The organism is Pseudoflavonifractor sp. BSD2780061688st1 E11 (genome assembly GCF_005844125.1).
Lineage (GTDB): Bacteria > Bacillota > Clostridia > Lachnospirales > Lachnospiraceae > Sellimonas > Sellimonas catena.
Genome location: NZ_SPHM01000020.1, coordinates 1 through 16566, shown reverse-complemented (window position 1 = coordinate 16566; position 16566 = coordinate 1). Strand labels below are relative to the sequence as shown.

At 45.6% G+C, this 16566-nt stretch carries 10 protein-coding genes; 9 read left to right on the top strand and 1 reads right to left on the bottom strand.

Going from position 1 to position 16566, the window contains the following annotated elements; translation table 11 throughout:
• Positions 1–39: 39 nt before the first annotated feature.
• Both fusA and tuf read left to right on the top strand, forming a co-directional pair.
• Positions 40–2157 (top strand): elongation factor G, encoded by a 2118-nt coding sequence (fusA, locus tag FGQ85_RS10255; protein WP_087167043.1) that lies wholly within the window; start codon positions 40–42, stop codon positions 2155–2157.
• Between the two features lie 109 nt (positions 2158–2266).
• On the top strand, positions 2267–3460 hold the full coding sequence (gene tuf / locus FGQ85_RS10250; protein ID WP_087167044.1) for an elongation factor Tu: 1194 nt from the start codon (positions 2267–2269) through the stop codon (positions 3458–3460).
• Between the two features lie 70 nt (positions 3461–3530).
• Here tuf and FGQ85_RS10245 read toward each other — a convergent pair whose 3' ends face one another.
• Positions 3531–4124, bottom strand: coding sequence for a TetR/AcrR family transcriptional regulator C-terminal domain-containing protein (locus FGQ85_RS10245; RefSeq protein ID WP_138373390.1), 594 nt, complete (start codon positions 4122–4124; stop codon positions 3531–3533).
• Between the two features lie 181 nt (positions 4125–4305).
• On the opposite strand from FGQ85_RS10245, the gene FGQ85_RS10240 reads away from it, so the two are divergent.
• From FGQ85_RS10240 to FGQ85_RS10210, 7 genes are all read left to right on the top strand, one after another.
• Positions 4306–6702 carry a YhgE/Pip domain-containing protein gene (locus tag FGQ85_RS10240; protein ID WP_171027937.1) on the top strand — a complete coding sequence of 799 codons (2397 nt, stop codon included), beginning with the start codon at positions 4306–4308 and terminating at the stop codon, positions 6700–6702.
• A 370-nt stretch (positions 6703–7072) separates the two neighbouring features.
• Positions 7073–7624, top strand: coding sequence for an MFS transporter (locus FGQ85_RS10235; protein WP_138373388.1), 552 nt, complete (start codon positions 7073–7075; stop codon positions 7622–7624).
• Positions 7625–7670: 46 nt separating this feature from the next.
• Positions 7671–8081 carry a hypothetical protein gene (locus FGQ85_RS10230; protein WP_171027936.1) on the top strand — a complete coding sequence of 137 codons (411 nt, stop codon included), beginning with the start codon at positions 7671–7673 and terminating at the stop codon, positions 8079–8081.
• A gap of 219 nt (positions 8082–8300) precedes the next feature.
• A complete protein-coding gene (locus tag FGQ85_RS10225) occupies positions 8301–9788 on the top strand; it encodes a TIGR02677 family protein (RefSeq protein WP_138373386.1) in 1488 nt (495 codons plus the stop codon).
• A complete protein-coding gene (locus FGQ85_RS10220; protein WP_138373385.1) occupies positions 9785–10933 on the top strand; it encodes a TIGR02678 family protein in 1149 nt (382 codons plus the stop codon). Before FGQ85_RS10225 ends, FGQ85_RS10220 begins: the two co-directional genes overlap by 4 nt.
• Positions 10923–15014, top strand: coding sequence for a TIGR02680 family protein (locus FGQ85_RS10215; RefSeq protein ID WP_207738724.1), 4092 nt, complete (start codon positions 10923–10925; stop codon positions 15012–15014). The genes FGQ85_RS10220 and FGQ85_RS10215 overlap by 11 nt, the downstream gene beginning before the upstream one ends.
• The gene (locus FGQ85_RS10210) at positions 14977–16419 is read left to right on the top strand and encodes a TIGR02679 domain-containing protein (protein WP_138373384.1); all 1443 of its coding nucleotides are present in this window, start codon (positions 14977–14979) and stop codon (positions 16417–16419) included. The genes FGQ85_RS10215 and FGQ85_RS10210 overlap by 38 nt, the downstream gene beginning before the upstream one ends.
• The last annotated feature ends 147 nt before the right edge of the window (positions 16420–16566 follow it).

Below are 16566 nucleotides of genomic sequence, written 5' to 3'. Positions count from 1 at the left end.
AGGAAACAGTCGATCTTATTAGTTTAGGAGGAAAAAGTCTTGGCTGGAAGAGAATATCCATTAGAGAGAACAAGAAACATCGGTATCATGGCTCACATCGATGCTGGTAAGACTACGCTGACAGAGCGTATTCTCTACTATACCGGTGTAAACTACAAGATCGGTGATACACATGAAGGTACTGCTACCATGGACTGGATGGAGCAGGAGCAGGAAAGAGGTATCACGATCACTTCAGCTGCTACAACATGTCACTGGACACTGGAAGAAAAGACGAAACCGAAGCCGGGCGCTCTTGAGCACCGTATCAACATCATCGATACTCCGGGACACGTTGACTTCACAGTAGAAGTAGAGCGTTCCCTGCGTGTACTTGACGGTGCTGTAGGTGTGTTCTGTGCCAAAGGTGGTGTAGAGCCTCAGTCAGAAAACGTATGGCGTCAGGCTGACACTTACAACGTACCTCGTATGGCTTTCATCAACAAGATGGACATTCTGGGTGCAGATTTCTACAATGCAGTTGAACAGATCAAAACAAGATTAGGTAAAAACGCAATCTGTCTTCAGCTTCCAATCGGAAAAGAAGACGAATTCAAAGGTATCATCGACCTGATGGAAATGCAGGCATACATCTACAATGATGAAAAAGGTGATGACATCACTGTATGCGACATTCCGGAAGAAATGAAAGATGATGCGGAATTATATCGTACAGAGCTCGTTGAAAAGATCTGTGAACTTGACGACGACCTGATGATGGAATATCTGGAAGGTGAAGAACCGGCAGTAGAAGATCTGAAGAGAGTACTGAGAAAAGCGACATGCGAATGTACAGCTGTTCCGGTATGCTGTGGATCTGCTTACAGAAACAAAGGTGTTCAGAAACTTCTGGATGCAATCCTTGAGTATATGCCGGCTCCGACAGATATCCCGGCTATCAAGGGTGTTGATGAAGACGGAAACGAAGTAGAGAGACATTCTTCTGACGAAGAGCCGTTCTCCGCTCTCGTATTCAAGATCATGACAGACCCGTTCGTAGGTAAGCTTGCTTACTTCCGTGTATATTCAGGAACAATGAACTCCGGTTCTTATGTCCTGAACGCGACAAAGAATAAAAAAGAACGTGTTGGACGTATCCTTCAGATGCATGCCAACAAGAGAGCAGAACTTGACAAAGTTTACTCTGGAGATATCGCTGCAGCGATCGGATTCAAATTCTCCACAACAGGAGATACAATCTGTGACGATCAGCACCCGGTAATCCTTGAATCCATGGAATTCCCGGAACCGGTTATCGAGCTTGCTATCGAGCCGAAGACAAAAGCTTCTCAGGGCAAACTTGGTGAATCTCTTGCAAAACTTGCAGAAGAAGACCCGACATTCCGTGCTCATACAGACCATGAGACAGGACAGACCATCATCGCCGGTATGGGTGAGCTCCATCTTGAAATCATCGTAGACAGACTTCTCCGTGAATTCAAGGTAGAGGCTAATGTAGGTGCACCTCAGGTTGCTTACAAAGAAACTTTCACAAAACCGGTTGATGTAGACAGCAAGTACGCTAAACAGTCCGGTGGACGTGGACAGTACGGACATTGTAAAGTTAAATTCGAGCCAATGGATGTCAACGGTGAAGAAACATATAAATTCGAATCCACTGTTGTCGGCGGTGCTATTCCGAAGGAATATATCCCGGCAGTAGGTGAAGGTATCGAAGAAGCTATGAAATCCGGTATCCTTGGAGGATTCCCGGTTGTTGGTATCCATGCAAATGTATACGATGGATCCTACCATGAAGTCGACTCATCCGAAATGGCATTCCATATCGCTGGTTCCCTTGCATTCAAGGATGCGATGGCAAAATCAGCTCCGGTACTTCTTGAACCTATCATGAAAGTAGAAGTAACAATGCCGGAAGAATATATGGGTGATGTTATCGGTGACATCAACTCCCGTCGTGGACGTATCGAAGGAATGGATGACCTGGGCGGAGGAAAGATTGTACGTGCATATGTACCGCTTTCTGAAATGTTCGGATACTCTACAGATCTTCGTTCCAGAACACAGGGACGTGGTAACTACTCTATGTTCTTTGAGAAATATGAGCAGGTACCGAAGAATGTACAGGAAAAGGTATTATCCAATAAAAAAGCTTAAAAAGGCTTGAAAATTCAGCAGTTTTGAAATATAATCAGATATAGCTGAGTAAACTTTTAAATTAAAAAAATTGCCCTGCTTGAGGGTAGAATTAAGGAGGATTATTCAAATGGCAAAGGCTAAATTTGAAAGAACAAAACCACATTGTAATATTGGTACAATCGGACACGTTGACCATGGTAAAACTACTTTAACAGCTGCTATCACAAAAGTACTTTCCACAAGAGTTGCTGGTAACGCTGCAGTAGATTTCGAAAATATCGATAAAGCACCAGAAGAAAGAGAACGTGGTATCACAATCTCCACAGCTCACGTAGAGTACGAAACAGAGAAACGTCACTACGCACACGTTGACTGCCCGGGTCATGCTGACTACGTTAAGAACATGATCACAGGAGCAGCTCAGATGGACGGAGCTATCCTTGTAGTAGCTGCTACAGATGGTGTTATGGCTCAGACAAGAGAGCACATCCTTCTGTCCCGTCAGGTAGGTGTACCTTACATCGTTGTATTCATGAACAAATGTGATATGGTAGACGACGAAGAACTTCTTGAATTAGTAGAAATGGAAATCCGTGAACTCCTTGACGAGTATGAATTCCCGGGAGATGACACTCCGATCATCAGAGGATCTGCTCTGAAAGCTCTGGAAGATCCGAGCGGAGAATGGGGAGACAAGATCATGGAACTTATGGATGCTGTTGACAGCTACATTCCGGATCCGGAACGTGACACAGACAAACCGTTCCTTATGCCGGTCGAAGACGTATTCTCTATCACAGGACGTGGTACAGTTGCTACAGGTAGAGTAGAGCGTGGTACACTTCACGTATCTGATGAAGTAGAAATCGTTGGTATCCATGAAGAAACACGTAAAGTTGTTGTAACAGGTGTTGAAATGTTCCGTAAACTTCTTGATGAAGCTCAGGCTGGTGACAACATCGGTGCTCTGCTTCGTGGTGTTCAGAGAACAGAAATCGAAAGAGGACAGGTTCTTTGTAAACCAGGTTCTGTAACATGCCACCACAAATTTACAGCTCAGGTTTACGTTCTGACAAAAGATGAAGGTGGACGTCATACTCCATTCTTCAACAACTACCGTCCACAGTTCTACTTCAGAACAACAGACGTAACAGGTGTTTGCGAACTTCCGGAAGGAACAGAAATGTGCATGCCTGGAGATAACGTAGAAATGACAGTTGAACTGATCCATCCAGTAGCTATGGAGCAGGGACTTCGTTTCGCTATCCGTGAAGGTGGACGTACAGTAGGATCTGGACGTGTTGCTACAATCATCGAGTAATCGAATATAGCGAAGATTTAAGGGATTGCCGAACGGCAATCCCTTTTTAAGCTTTATCTTTTCGTAAATATCAGGAATGTCTTACGGAAAAGTCCGGATAGAAACCTCTCAGTGTATTCATAATGAGTTTAAATGTAAGTTCAGCCATATGCTGGGGGCTTGCGGAGGATTCTTCTGACAGCCAGGTCTTGACCAGACCGATGCAGCCGGAAAGACAAAAGGCATAATAATATGTCAGATCATCCATCTTCCCCGGAAATGTTTCTTTCAGAGCATTCAGACTGTGTTCGGAAAGAATATTCTCAATCCGGTGCAGGAAAGAGATGTCTCCGTTAGGTCCCAGGAGGGCGGCACAAATATCACGGTTTTCCGCAAGGATAGAGAAAATGTCTTCGATGAACGGGAAGCTGTCCTCATTGAAAGGGCTGACCGGATGGGTATGGATCAGATCTTCAATCTCCCCGATCAGTTCATTTTCAATCTTTTCCATCATGTCATAGATATCCGTATAGTGTAAATAGAAGGTGGAGCGGTTAATGTCCACTTTTTCTACGAGTTCTTTAATGGTGATCTCCTTTAAGCTTTTTTCTTTCAGAAGTTCGGCCAGCCCCTGACGGAGCTGGGCTCTTGTCTTGCGAATCCGCCGGTCCATAGTTTTTGGCATGAAATAAATCCTCCTCTTAAAATAATAGACATTATGTCGTTTGCTTATCCATTAACAGACAGAGAGCCGTCACATTAATGGTTGTATCTCTTTTCTGATTTTACTATAATTCATGGTGATAGAAAAATCAACACAATATCTATTAATAGAATTAATGTTGCAAAAAGAGAGGAGAAAAAAGATGTTGAGGCAGGAATGGCACAGTCTGTTCAAAAATAAGATTTTACTGATTGTTACAGTCGCGGTCATCGCGATCCCGACAATCTATACGACACTTTTCCTTGGATCTATGTGGGATCCATACGGAAATCTTGATAAGCTTCCGGTGGCTGTCATCAATCATGACGTTCCGGTGACTTATGCAGATCAGAAGCTGGATATTGGCGGCACATTGATGGACGAACTGAAAGACAACGATTCTCTTGACTTTCAGTTCCCGTCAGACAAAGAAGCGCAGAAAGGACTTAAGGATGGTACATACTATATGGTTATTACCATACCGGAAGAGTTTTCAGCTCATGCCGCATCGCTGACGGATGCGAACCCGGAAAAGATGACGTTGTCCTATGAAACGAATCCGGGAACAAATTATATCGCATCCAAGATGAGCGAGACGGCGATGAAAGAACTGGAAAGTTCAGTACGGGAAGAGGTTACCAGGACGTATACAGAAGTCCTGTTTGATAAACTTGCGGAAGTGGGGGACGGAATGCAGGAGGCAGCTGACGGTTCTGGTGAATTGAAAGACGGGGCGGATCAGTTGGCCGACGGAAATCGGACGATTACCGACAATCTGCAGATTCTTTCCAAGAGCGCTCTGGTATTCGCGGATGGAAGTCAGGAATTAGAAGTAGGGCTTGATCAGTATACAGATGGAGTCAGTACGGCGGCAGCAGGAGCAGAAGAATTGCAAAACGGTGTAAATGCGCTGGACAGCGGCGTAAATGATGCACAGAAAGGCGGCTCCGATCTGGCAGCCGGTGCGGCGGATGTGGATGATAATATGACTGCTCTCAACGCCGGACTGTCCGAACTGAATGCGGCCGCATCTGCCCTTCCGGATGCGGCAGATGCGCTGAATGACGGAGCAGCTTCTTTAAATGACGGAGCAAAACAGCTTTCCGGCGGGATTACAGCTCTGTCTGAAGGGGCAGCCAACCTGAAAGACGGAGCGGATTCTCTTAGCTCCGGTCTACAGTCTGCTGCATCCAGTTCCCGGTCGTTGCGTAATGGGGCGGCCGGGATCAGCCAGGCGCTGGCGGCACTTGCCGGAGCAGAAGGCGTACCGGAAGAACTGAGGACACAGATTGCAGCAGTACAGCAACAGGCAGAAATATTGTCTGCAGGTGTTTCCGATTATACATACGGTGTTGATGAAGCGGCAGCAGGAAGCACACAGCTTGCATCGAAGATTCCGGAACTTCAGAATGGTATTTCCACTGTGCAGAATGGTGCGGATTCCCTGAAAAACGGGATCGGACAGCTTCAGTCCGGGACGTCCGCACTGGCAGAGCAGGCTCCGGTACTGGTGAGAGGAATTTCCGCTGCTGCTTCAGGAGCAGATCAGCTTCAGAAGCAGGGAACATCAGCGCTCCGGAAAGGAGCTGCGGAACTGAACAGTGGCCTTGGGGCGTTGGCACAGGGAAGTACGAAGCTGAAAGACGGAACGGATACACTTGTTTCCGGAGCCGGAAAGCTTACTTTGAACAGTAAAGCACTGACGGAGGGGACGGCAAAGTTGACAGACGGAGCCGGCCAGATCAGCAAAGGAGCGGAACAACTTTCTGACGGCAGTCGCGAACTGGGCGATGGGATCGATCAGGTTTCGGAGGGTGCGGATACGTTGTCAAAAGAACTGGGAAGCGGTGCGGAGAAGATCCGGGAAACGAATACGTCAGATGAGGCGACGGATATGTTTGCCGCACCGGTAGATACAGAAGAGACACAGATCACGGAGGTTGCCAACAACGGCCATGCAATGGCGCCGTATATGATGTCTGTAGGGCTGTGGGTCGGCTGCATTGCGTTCAGCCTGATGTATCCGCTGACCAGTTATGGAGGAAAAATGAAATCCGGCTTCCGCTGGTGGATCAGCAAGGCATCTGTGCTCTATCTGACAGCAGTTCTACAGGCGGTAGTTATGATTGGTGCACTCCATATATTTGATGGTTTTACTCCTGTGGAAATTGGAAAGACCGTTCTGGTAGCGTGTGGAGCATCGCTTGCATTTATGTCGGTGATGTACTTCTTTACCAGTCTGCTGGGCCGTGTAGGAAGTTTTCTGATGCTGATATTCATGGTGATCCAGCTGGCCGGTTCTGTAGGTACGTACCCTTATGAACTGTCCGGATCATTTGTGCCGTATCTTCATGACTGGGTGCCGTTTACCTATACGGTGCAGGCGTTCCGCAGTACCATAAGCGGCGGCGAGAGTATCCGGGGATGTCTCATTTTCCTGCTGATTCTGTTCCTTGTATTTACAGGACTTACGATTCTGGAGTTCACTGTGAGATCCCGGAAAATGCGGGAAGGCAAAAATACATGGATGGTGTGGCTGGAAGAGCATGGACTGGCATGATGGATGAGGTGCCATTGCATAAAGATTCTAAATTATTTAGACCGTATTCAGGTATAAAAACACCGGAATACGGTCTTTTTTTGATTCGGTATTTGTAAAAAAAGAAGAAGGACTGTATAATGAGAATATAATTTACGAATGGGGGAAGTTATGAAACCACAAAGCATAACAGAGAGGCCAGGCACTGGGAAGATGGAACTGATTCGTAAATGGATGGGAAAATAACAGATTGAAAGAGTAGAAAGAGGGAGCAACAATGAGATTATGCATTGCATTACCTCCATGCAAAGTCTTGTAAGATCACATTGCATGGAGTAAGATGATCAGTCAGAGACTTTGCCGGGAAGAAAGAAAAAAGGAGCAAAGTCTTATGAAAACATATAAAACAACATTACACGAAATGAAACCATTTCTCATGCTGTGGGGGACACAGGCATTCTCCGCGCTGGGAAGTGCGATGACCAGTTATGCACTTGTAATCTGGTCCTATACACAGAAACAATCGGCTCTGATGACATCATTATTAATGGTCTGCTCTTATGCGCCATATGTCATCTTCAGCATTTTTGCCGGGGCGTTGAGCGACCGCTGGAATAAAAAGGCGACAATGTTAGTCTGCGATACGGTTGCGGCGGTATCCACCGTGGTAATGCTGGTTCTCATGAAACAGCAGATGCTGCAGGTAGGACATCTTTATCTGATCAATATTGTCAACGGACTGATGAATACGGTACAGCAGCCGGCATCCGAGGTAGCTGTGACGAGAATTCTGCCGCCAAAGTATTATCAGAAAGTCGGAGGAATGCGGTATCTGGCCAATGCTTTGAATTCGATTCTTACGCCGATTATAGCAACGGCTGTACTGGGAATCGCAGGAATGGATGCGGTGATCGCATTTGACCTGTTTACTTGGCATAGGTGAAGCGCTTGAGGAACCTGTAGAAATTACAGGCGGACTTCTTCATAAAATGTACAGGGTATGCACAGCGGAAGGTGTATTTGCGGTAAAAGTTTTGAACAGTGAGATTATGAAACGGCCAGGTGTGCTTGAAAATACAATCCGTTCGGAAAAGATTGCCGCAGTTTTCAGCAAAAAGATTCCGGCAGTGACAGCGTTGGAAGTGAATGGTGAAAAAGTCTGCACCATAGACGGTAAATTTTATATGGTATTTCCGTGGGTGGAGGGAAATTCTGTATTTCCGCCTGAAATTCAGGAAAGGCATTGTGCGAAAATTGGTGAGATACTTGGGATCATGCATAAGCTTGCAGAGAATGCATGGCAAATAAAGGATACAGAAGAAATGATGCCAATGTATAAATGGGAGAGGTATCTGCCGGAGGATGTTCTGGAATGCTTGGATGGCTTGCATACAATATAAAACGTGCACTTGGGATTGAAGTAGCAGATGACGCGAAATTCTCCTTGGAAAGCAAGAAGTAGAAAAAGCAATCCGGGAGCTGAACGAATATCAGGAGAAAATCAGGCTGATTCAGAAATGGATGGAATAGCGCTGTGTAGGATATTTTTTCTTTTCCTTGTGAATCTGTAGATGACAGTTTATAATAATTCCAGAGTCTGTTTTAGGAGGACGCTGGAAATGTACGTGACAGATAAACTTACGAAGCCGTTAACAGAAGTAAAATATTTAAATGCGGATAATGTGGACCGGTATCGGTGCATTATGCGTATTTTTTTTGATAATTATGAAAAGTTAAAATATTGGATGTATCAGGAGGAAGTTTATGACGAATTAAAACAGGATCCATATTTTGCTGATTATAAGATGGAGCAGTGTCAGCAGGATTTAAATGCGTTGACTGCCTGGAAAAATCTGACTGCGGATCAGGATACGCGGAAAGTCACATCGTTGGAGGAGTTCAGTAACCGCAGGTTCCGGTATCAGATGTCAGAATACAGTGTGGAGATTGAGAGACTGGTTCTCAGACTGGAAAATTTGTTTATTGAGGGAGCATCATTGGAACCGACGCTTTTGGAACGGATCCGGATCAATGTAGGGAGATTTCCGCAGATGGTATCGGAACCATTAGATGCAGTTTACACGTGGTGGACAGATCTCAATAATGATTTCATCCGGCTGAATCAGAATTACCAGGATTATATCCGGGACCTGAACAGCGTAAGAGCGGAAGAGATGATGAGGACACGGGCATTTCTTGGATTCAAAGACCGGTTGATTGAATATCTGCGGAATTTTATCAAAGGACTGCAGAGAAATGTGGGAATCATTGAGGAAGAAATCCGGGGACTTCCGGAAGAAACGAAAGAGACTGTCTTGAATAAGGTAGTACAGTATTCGATGTCAATACCAAGAATGGATGTGGAAATGTCAGAGACGTTGATTGCTGATAATATTTACGGCAGATTTCAAAGTATCTATGACTGGTTTGTTCCGGAGAATGGTCAGGAGAATGAGGCGGGAAAACTGTTTGATGCTACGAACGAAATTATTCGAAAGATCACACGGTACGCGGCACAGATCAGTGAGAGGAATGCTCTTGGAGCAAACCGCAAGGAAGAATATAAAAAGGCGGCATCTATCTTTATGGCCTGTGAGGACGTGCGACAGGCGCATAAGATGGCGGCAATGATTTTCGGATTGGAGAAACCATTCCATTTGAATGTAAAAAAAGAACGTGAGACAGACAGCATGAATACGACCGTGTATGAGGAAACACCGGAGGAAATTGTGCTGAAACCAAGAATCCGTGCATATAGGGAAAAGAGCACGAGAAGCGGTCTTCGTGATCATGGGGCAGAGAAAGCCAGAGTACGTGAGCAGATGCTAAAACAGATCAAAGATGACCGTGAAAAGGCAGAAAAACTAATACAAAACGGGAGAATCGAGTTTTCCAATCTGCCTGTGATCGAACCAAGGGTCCGAGAGATTCTGCTTCGGTGGCTGTCAGATGCAATGGAAGATGCAGAGTATTCCGCCCGCACCGATGACGGAAGAAAGTTTGTGCTCGATATGACACGTGCGTCGGAGAAGTGCGTGGTTCACTGTGAAGATGGAAATTTTACAATGCCAAAAATCAGTATTGTATTTCAAGAGGATGAAGAATGAGAGAAGAACTTGAAATTTTAATGAACAGAAGATGGGTATTAAAGTCAGAAGAAAAAGAATTATATTACAGATTGAGAGATGCGGCCGGTGAAATACGGAAGTTTGCGACAGAAAAAATGGGCTGCCAGATCATTGCCAATTCGCTGCTGATCAAAATGGAAAAGATTCCGGCAGTACCGGAAGAATGGATGGGAATCCGCGAGTTTACATCTAGGGAGGAGTATGCCCTTCTCTGTGTTCTGCTGATGTTTTTGGAGGACAAGGACGCAGAATACCAGTTTACGATTTCTATGCTGGCAGATTATATTTCCGCAAATATGCCGGTGGAAAAGGTAGACTGGACACTGTACACACACAGACGCCGGCTTGTTAAGGTGATGCGTTACGCAAAGACACAGGGGATCATTCAGGTGACAGACGGGAACGATGAGAGTTTTATGGAAGATCAAAGCGGACAGGTTCTCTATGAAAATACAGGTGCATCAAGGTATTTTATGAAAAATTTTTCTATGGATATTATGTCCTATTCAGAGCCGGAGGATTTTTTGGAAAGTGAGTGGTTTGGCGTAGATGAGGAACGGGGAATCGCAAGGCGGCACCGCGTATACAAGCGCCTTTTGTTTTCCCCCGGAATGTACAGAAGTGAGGGAATACCGGAGGATTTTGAGTATTTGAAATATTACGGAAGACGTCTGGCAGAAGATCTGAATGAAAATCTGGACTGTGATCTTCATATTCACAGAGGTAGCGCTTATGCCCTGCCGCAGGAAGGAAGCAGACTTGGAATGCTGTTTCCGGGAAATAATGCGGTATCAGATATGATTCTGCTTGTGTGCCGGGAAGTAAGGCGGAAAGTTGAAGAGGGAAGCTGGAAAGTGGAGACGGACGAGACAATCCATGTAGACCGGCTGGAATTTGAGCGACTCTTAAAAGACGTAAAAAGAGCGTATGGAAGCGGATTTACCAAGCAGTATCGGGAAATCCAGGAAGGGGAATATGTGGAAACCATGATGGAAGAATTGAGGATATGGAGTTTTATCCGGGTAATTGAAAAAGAACATATGGTTTTCATCTATCCGGCAGCGGGAAAAATACAGGGAAGATACCCGGCGGATTATACAGGAGGAAATAAAGATGAGCAGTAGATGGCAGGCCAATAAGATCGGACTGATTAATTTCTGGTATTATGACGAGCAGGAGTTTTCTTTTGCAAAAGGAAGAATGCTTCTTCGGGGATCTAACGGTTCGGGAAAATCGGTAACGATGCAGAGTGTAATACCGCTCCTTTTGGACGGAAATATGAATCCGGAGCGTCTGGATCCCTTTGGCTCGAGAGACCGGAAGATGAGCAGTTATCTTCTTGAGGAAGGAGATGAGCGGGAGGAGCGGACAGGTTATCTCTATCTGGAATTTAAACGATGTGACAGCGAAACCTACCTGACGATCGGAATGGGAATTCGCGCCAGAAAGGGAAAACCGCTGGATAAATGGTATTTTGCCATCACAGACGGGAGAAGAATCGGAAAAGATTTCCGGCTTTACAAAGAACTGGATGAGAAGGTGACTCTTTCCAAAAGAGAGCTGCAATACCGGATTGGGGACGGAGGCCGGGTTCTGGAGCGGCAGGCGGAATATATGGAATATGTAAACCGCCAGATTTTCGGGTTTGAGAATGTAGAAGAATATAAAGAGATGATTGACCTTTTGATTCAGCTGCGCACGCCAAAACTTTCAAAAGACTTTAAACCGTCGATTATCAATGAAATTTTGAGCGATTCCCTGCAGCCACTGTCAGATGAGGATCTGCTTCCGATGTCAGAAGCAATTGAAAATATGGATACCATGAACATGAATCTGAAGGCGCGTAAGGAAGGAAAACAGGCGGCGGAAAAGATCAGCAGAGTGTTTGACAAGTATAACCGCCTGGTGCTTTATGAGAAGACACAAAATTACTGCGACGCAAGGAAACGGCTTAATGAAATAAAGAAAGAACAGGGCATGCAGGAGCAGATTCTTCTGGAAAATCAGGAGCGGGTGCAGGAACTTGCCGGTGAACAGGAAGAACTGGATGCCGGACGTGAGACAATGGAAAAGGAAAGAGATTCTCTGAAGAAAAGTGACGCAGTCGGATTGAAAGAACGGGAAGTTGAACTGGAAAAGAGCATCCTGGAACAGCAGAGCCGGCTTCAGAAAAAGAAAGGCCGGCTTTCGGACAAACAGGATACCTACATTGAGACGGAGGAGAAAAAGAGGCAGGAAGAAGATAAAGCTTTTGAAAAGAAAAGAGAGATTGAAAAGCTTCTGGAAGAAATGGATGAAAATGCGGGGGACATGGCATTTGAAGAGCATACATTTTTTGCGGATGAACTTTTGCAGCATTTAGAAGAGCCGTACGGCTTTGACAGTCATCAGACACAGCTGGATATGACACAAAAGAGGATCAGTGAGGGACTGGAAATTCTCCGGATGGCTGATGGAAAAGAGCGGTATCTGGAGGGACTGCGTCTGCAGAGGGAACGCCATCAAAGAGAAGAAGATCTGGCGGCCAGAAAGGTGCAGGAGCAGGAAATTCTGATTATTCAGGTACAGAATGAATGGAAAGAGTCTCTGTATAAATGGGCGGGCAATAATGAGGAACTGCTTATTCCTCAGGACGTGTTGAAAGCAATCTCCGGATTCGCAGAACACTATGGGGAACATTCAGATTTCGCAGAGGTTCGGACACAGACGGCAGATATCTGGATGCGAAAACGGGAAGAACTTGACCGGAAGAAGCGGGAACGGGAGATAAAAAGTCATGATCTGATAAAGGAGTACGAGGAGACAAAGGGGGAACTGTCTGACTGGCAGAACAAAAAGGAACCGGAACCTGAACGGAGTGAGGCGGTTCTGGAAAACCGCCGTGTACTTCAGGAAAAACAGATTCCATATCAGGAGTTTTATAAAGTCATTGAATTCGGACAGAATCTGAGCAAGGAAGATTGCGACCACCTGGAAGAGGCGCTGGCTTATATGGGGATTCTGGATGCGCTTGTCATCGATGAAGCTTACAAAGATCAGGTTCTGCATCTTGATACGACAGGGTGTGACAAGTATCTGTTTGTACAGAAAGGACATGTAGAGCAAAGCCTTCTTTCAGTACTGGATCTCAACGACACGGTAAACAATCTTTTCTTTAATCAAACTATCACGAATATTCTGGGGCGGATTGCCTACGGCGGGGATGCGCAGGGAAATACGGCGGTAACGAAAGAAGGAATTTATCAGATCGGCGTGCTGACGGGAACCGTGACCGGAAACTATGAAGCAGGGTTTCTCGGTACGCAGGCAAGAGAGAGAAACCGGCAGGAAAAAATCCGCCTGTGCGAGGAGCGGCTGAATGTGCTTCAGGAAGAGATAACGTCTCTGAAAGAAGAAACAGCTGTTTTGAAAAAACGGATGGAACTTCTGGAAAAAGAATACCAGGCGCTCCCGGGCGATCAGGATCTTCGCACTTCCTGGAAAATGCTGACAGATGCGGAAGAGAAAGAAAAGAAACTGAAGGAAGAGGGAAGCCGGCTGGAAGGAGAGATTGGAACAGCGGCCGCAGAGCTGCGGGAGCTGAAAACAAAAGCAGGAGAAATTGCGGATAAACTGTATCTGACATGCCGGCTCGATGTCTTTCAGAAAGCGGATACAGCTTCCCGGACATACGAAAAAGCTTTTTACCGGTTAAAAGCCGGCCATGAAGTATATATTCAGATGATCCGTTATGAAAATGAACTGGAAGAGCAGCTGTCGGGGCTGGATTTTGATATGGATCAGATCCGCTATGACATGGGAATCATAGAAAGGCAGCTGAATAAAGAAAAGGCAGAGTATGATTCGGTCAGGGAACAATTAAAACTGACAGATTACGAGGAAATCAAAGAACGTCTGGATGCCTGCGTTACATGGTTGAATGCTTATCCGAAAAAACTGGAAAAATGCGTGCAGGAAAAGGCGCAGAAAGAAGAACAAATCCGGGGAATCAAGGATCAGATAGAAAAACTGGAGGACAAAAAACGGGAATTCGAGGACAAAGAAGAGTATTTGAAGACCTGTTTTGAGGAAGAACTGTTCCTGGGATATGCGGGATTCGGGAAAGAATCGGAAGAAAAACCGGAAGAGGTCAGAAGAGTCCTCAATGCAGACTGCCAGAAAATGGATCGAAACAGTATTATTCAGGAACTGAATCAGGTTTACTTTGAAAACAGGGGTGTTTTAAATGACTATCAGCCGATGCAGACAGAGCTGTTTGGGGACAGGGAGATTAAAGAAGGGATGCCGTCTCCAAAGAGAATTGATATGTCGGCAAGATATCAGGGGGCGGTGATTCCATTTGGAAAACTTCTTGGATATCTGGAGGAAGAGATTCAGGATCTGACAGACCTGATCCGTGAAGGGGACAGGGAGCTTTTTGAAGATATTCTGGCAAATACGATCAGCCGGAAAATCCGCGGAAAAATTAACAGTTCTATTTCCTGGGTGGAAAACATGAATCAGCTCATGGGAGCGATGAATACGTCAAGTGGACTTAAACTCAGTCTTCGCTGGAGAAGCCGGACGGCGGAAACAGAGGGACAGCTGGATACGAAAGAACTGGTCGATCTTTTGAAAAAAGACTACCGGCTGATGCGGGAAGAGGAGGCAGAACGCCTTTCCATGCACTTCCGTTCAAAAGTAGAGGAAGCGCGGAAAAATGCAAGAGACAGTGGCGGAATGGTTTCGTTCTATCAGGTAATGAAGGAGACGCTGGATTACCGGAAATGGTTTGAATTCCAGCTGTTTTTCCAAAAAGGCGGCGAAAAGGTCAAAGAGCTGACGAACAGTATGTTTGGAACATTCAGCGGGGGAGAAAAGGCGATGGCAATGTATGTACCGCTGTTTTCGGCTGTGGTTGCGAAATATGAAGGCGGGCGGGCAGACGCTCCGAGGCTGATTTCTCTGGATGAAGCATTTGCGGGTGTGGATAACCGGAATATCAGAGACATGTTCCGGCTGATGGCAGAATTTCAGTTTGATTTTCTGATCAATTCTCAGGTACTCTGGGGAGACTGCGATACATTGGACGCTCTTGCGATTTATCAGCTGATCCGTCCGGAGAATGCAAAGTTTGTGACCGTGATGCCGTATCTTTGGAATGGAAAGACAAAGGAATTGATGGAAGATGAAGAGGAGATGGAACAGCGGGCAGCAGAAGCTTGAAAATGAATGCCGCACATATTTAAAAGAACAAAAAATATTTAAAAGACTGTTGGAAGGATTCTGGAAAAAGTATGAATCTTACGGTATGTTTACCGGCACAATAGAATTACGAAATCTGACAGAGCATGAACGGGAAGAGCTGGAAGGTTTTTTCGGGAAAAATTTTCACGGGAAAAAGAGTGCCTCGATTTCTGCGGCAAAATTCAGGAAAGCATGGGAGAGCAGCAGATTTGGCGAAATTTCGCCGGAGAAAGTTCTGGAAATCTATTTCGATAAAAAACCGGAGGCAAAAAGCGAAGAAAAAAGGCTGTATGAACAGATGTGGAAGAGAATCCTGAAAGAGTCGGAAGAAAAAGCAGCAGGAACACATGCGGCAGGCTGGCTCAGGGAACTTAGGGAAGCTTTGGAAAAAAGTGAAAAGTCTGATGCACAGGTATGCCCGCTGGAGATATACCGCTATTTGAAAAAGCGTTATGGTGAGTCAAAAGACAGCGAACCGGAGATTCGAAAACAGGTTTCTTTGGTGGTTCGTATGATCAATATGCTTCCGTACTGGAATGGAAACGTGGAATATCAGGCCGTATTTGCAGCAAAGGTGACAGGAAATCCGCACGCTTTTGACCGGGGAGAGCAGGACAGTACACTCCTTGCATTCATTCTGGACTGGTTTGAGAAGCAGAATCTGCCCGGGAAGATGACCGATACAAAAGAAGCAGGCTCTGCGAAGGAACACATTTTTCCGGCGCTCCAAACACAGAAGCGCTATCTTCAGGCAGGCATCTTGAAAGATGATCTGTCAAATTATACCGCCGTTTACGGCATTCGCGCATGGAAGAAAGGTGGAGAAATGCATCAGGGAATGGAAGGATATCTGGCAGAAGAGGAGTCCGTACAGGTTTCCCTTGCGTCACTTACCGGATGGGGGCAGGTGGAATGCAGGGGAAAGCAATTGTTTCTTGTGGAAAATCCGTCGGTATTTTCCGTACTTTGTGGAAAATGGAAAGGAACGCGTTCCTGTATGTGTATGAATGGACAGCCAAGGCTGAGTTCTCTTCTCCTGCTGGATCTGCTTGCCGGGAGCGGCGTCAGGATTTACTATGCCGGAGACTTTGACCCGGAGGGGCTTTTGATTGCGCAAAAGCTGAAACAGTATTACCAGGGAGAATTTTACTTTTGGCATATGGCAAGTCAGGATTATGATAAGGCAATGTCAGAGAAACCGATCTCTGAAAGAAGGATGAAGATGCTGGAAAGAATTACGGATTCCGGGCTGCTGCCTGTGGTAGAACGGATGAGAGAAGAAAAAAGGGCGGGATATCAGGAAAAACTGATCAATTTGTATACGGGTGAAAACCGAAATGGACCGGAACAGAGACGGCAAGGAGAAAGTTTCCATGCCTGGTGAGCATGAAAATAGATTTAAAGCAGGTATTAGACATAGAATGAACTGAGAATTATAATGTAAGTGTAGCAGAGGTTAATTGAAATCCTTACTGCAACATTGAAGTTGTAACTGCACATTGAAAACTTTATGAAGTTGTAACTGCATAAT